The organism is Anaerolineae bacterium, from assembly GCA_014360855.1.
Classification (GTDB): domain Bacteria; phylum Chloroflexota; class Anaerolineae; order JACIWP01; family JACIWP01; genus JACIWP01.
The window spans coordinates 3587-5727 of the sequence record JACIWP010000200.1; the positions used below are offsets into that span (position 1 = coordinate 3587).

The window sequence follows — 2141 nt, forward strand, 5'->3', positions numbered from 1 at the left end:
TGCCGGCTTTAGGATCGCCAGCCCGATGGACAGGCACAAGAATGTAGTCAGGTCCCGCCAGAACGCCAGCGCCAGGGCGGAGATGGGGACCATGCGCACGATGAAGGTGAGGAACAGACCCGAGGTACCCCAGCCGGCGGTGGCAAGGATGACCAGAAAATAACCGAGCGCTCGGCGCTCAGCCGATGGTGGCGATTTCGATTCCGACATAATCTCCGCTCTACGTTGATGTGCGCCCTGCCGGGTTCAGATCACTTCCTTGACTGTCTGTTGAAACTCCAGGATGTGCTGGCGCATGAGGCGCTCCGCCTCGGCGGCGTCGCGCCGCAGGACGGCCTGGATGATTTCCTGGTGGCTCTGGAGATTGACCTCCGACGGCCGCACGCGCCCCAGCGTGTAGTACCACAGCCGGCGCGCCAGATCGTAGAAGCGCTCCACCTCCACCGTGAGAAAGGTATTGTGCGCCGCGCGCGTCAGCGCCAAATGGATCTCCCGATCCAGCTCCAAGCGCTCTCGGGTAGGAAGGGAGCGCATTTCATCGCCGGCCAGCCGCTCCAAATACTTTCCCAGGCGAGCAAGATCCTCGGCGTTGGCCCGCTCACAGGCCAGCCGCATGGCCAATCCCTCCAGCTCGAGGCGCACCTCGATGATTTGCTGGAGATCCGTGATGGAGATGGAGGCCACGAATATGCCGCGGCGCGGCACCGTCATCACCAGCTTCTCCGCCTCCAGCAGTTTCAGTGCCTCGCGGATCGGGGTGCGTCCGAGCTGAAGCTCCTGCATCAATTCCCCGTCCTGGATCACCGAGCCAGGGGCCAGTTCCAGCGTGATGATCTTCTCCTTGATGGCACGATAGGCTCTGGCGGCGTCCGTAGGCATGGTGTCGTCCCCTCTGGAGCTGGTATTAATGTCCGCTGAGGAAGCTGGCGCTCGGATGATAGATTCCCTCCGCATAGCGGGTTGGCCGCAGGAGATTTTCTTCCGGCTTCATCTGGCCGGTGATCAGCATCGCTACCCGCCGGCCGGCTTCCGGCGAGAGCATGACGCCGGCCCAGTAGCCGCAGTTGAGGTAGAAGCCCGGCACCTCCGGCACCGGCCCGATGAGCGGGTGGTTGTCCGGTGTATACACGTACTGGCCGGCGCTGACATGCACCTCCTCGCGCCTTAACCGCTCAGCGATCTCTTCCCAGAACGGCGACAGCCGCATCACTTTTTCCAGCACGATGGCCGGGAAGTCCCAGTCCACCGGCAGGGTCTCCGCCGGCTCGCTGGGCGGCTCCTCCGGGTCCACCCATCCCAACAAGGCACCCCCCACTTCCGGCCGCCAATAGGCCTCGTTGACCAGGTCCACGGTGAAGGGAGCGTCCTGGGGGATTTCTGGCTGGGGCGCGATGAAGACCTTCTGCCGGCGCACCGGCGTCAGGGGCAGGTCCAGCCCGACCATTTTCCCGACCACGCCGGCGAAGGGGCCGGCGGCATTGACCACAATGCGGGTAGAAATGGTGCCGCGCGTTGTTTCCACCGCCTTGACCCCTTGCGCGTCCACTTGGATACCGATGGCCTTGGTGGAGATGAGGAATTTGGCCGTGCTCCCCTTGGCGAAGCCCTGGGTGACCTCGTGGGTGGAGAGCCAGCCGTCGTTCTGCCGGAACGTGGCGCCCACCACTGTCGGCGCGACGAAGGGGAAGCGCCGGCGCACCTCATCGCCGGTCAGGAACTCGGCATCGGTCACGCCGTAGGCATGGTACTGCTGGACGGCCTTCTGCAGGGCGTCCAGCATCCCTTCATCGTCTGTCATGAACAGATAGCCCTGATGATGGATGGAGATGTCATAGCCCGGGATGCCGATGATATCGGCAAAGTTATCGAATATCTCGATGCTGGGCTTGGCCAGCTCCACCAGGGGCTTTTCCAGGAACTGGGCACGGAAGCATTCTACCGAGTTAGGGGTGGTGAGGGTGGAGAGGCCGTCGCGCATCTCGACCAGGACCGTGTCCAGGCCGGCGCGCGAGACCCAGAAGGCCGTGGCCACCCCCACAATGCCCCCGCCGATGACCACCACATCCGCCGTCTTCGGGAAATCCGCCTCCGTCGGCACGTAAATCTGTCCCATAGCACGCTCTCCTGGTTAGCCGCCCTTG

2 protein-coding genes and 1 pseudogene (1 of these 3 cut by a window edge) are annotated in these 2141 nt (G+C 63.7%); all 3 read right to left on the reverse strand.

Annotated features, from left to right (window positions below; translation table 11 throughout):
• A pseudogene (locus tag H5T60_10775) lies at nt 1-210 on the reverse strand (hypothetical protein) (it extends 21 nt beyond the left edge of the window).
• 36 nt (nt 211-246) lie between these two features.
• Nucleotides 247-879, reverse strand: coding sequence for a GntR family transcriptional regulator (locus tag H5T60_10780; protein ID MBC7242915.1), 633 nt, complete (start codon nt 877-879; stop codon nt 247-249).
• A gap of 25 nt (nt 880-904) precedes the next feature.
• Entirely contained in the window at nt 905-2113 is a 1209-nt protein-coding gene (locus H5T60_10785) for an FAD-binding oxidoreductase (protein MBC7242916.1), read from the reverse strand.
• Nucleotides 2114-2141: the final 28 nt, after the last annotated feature.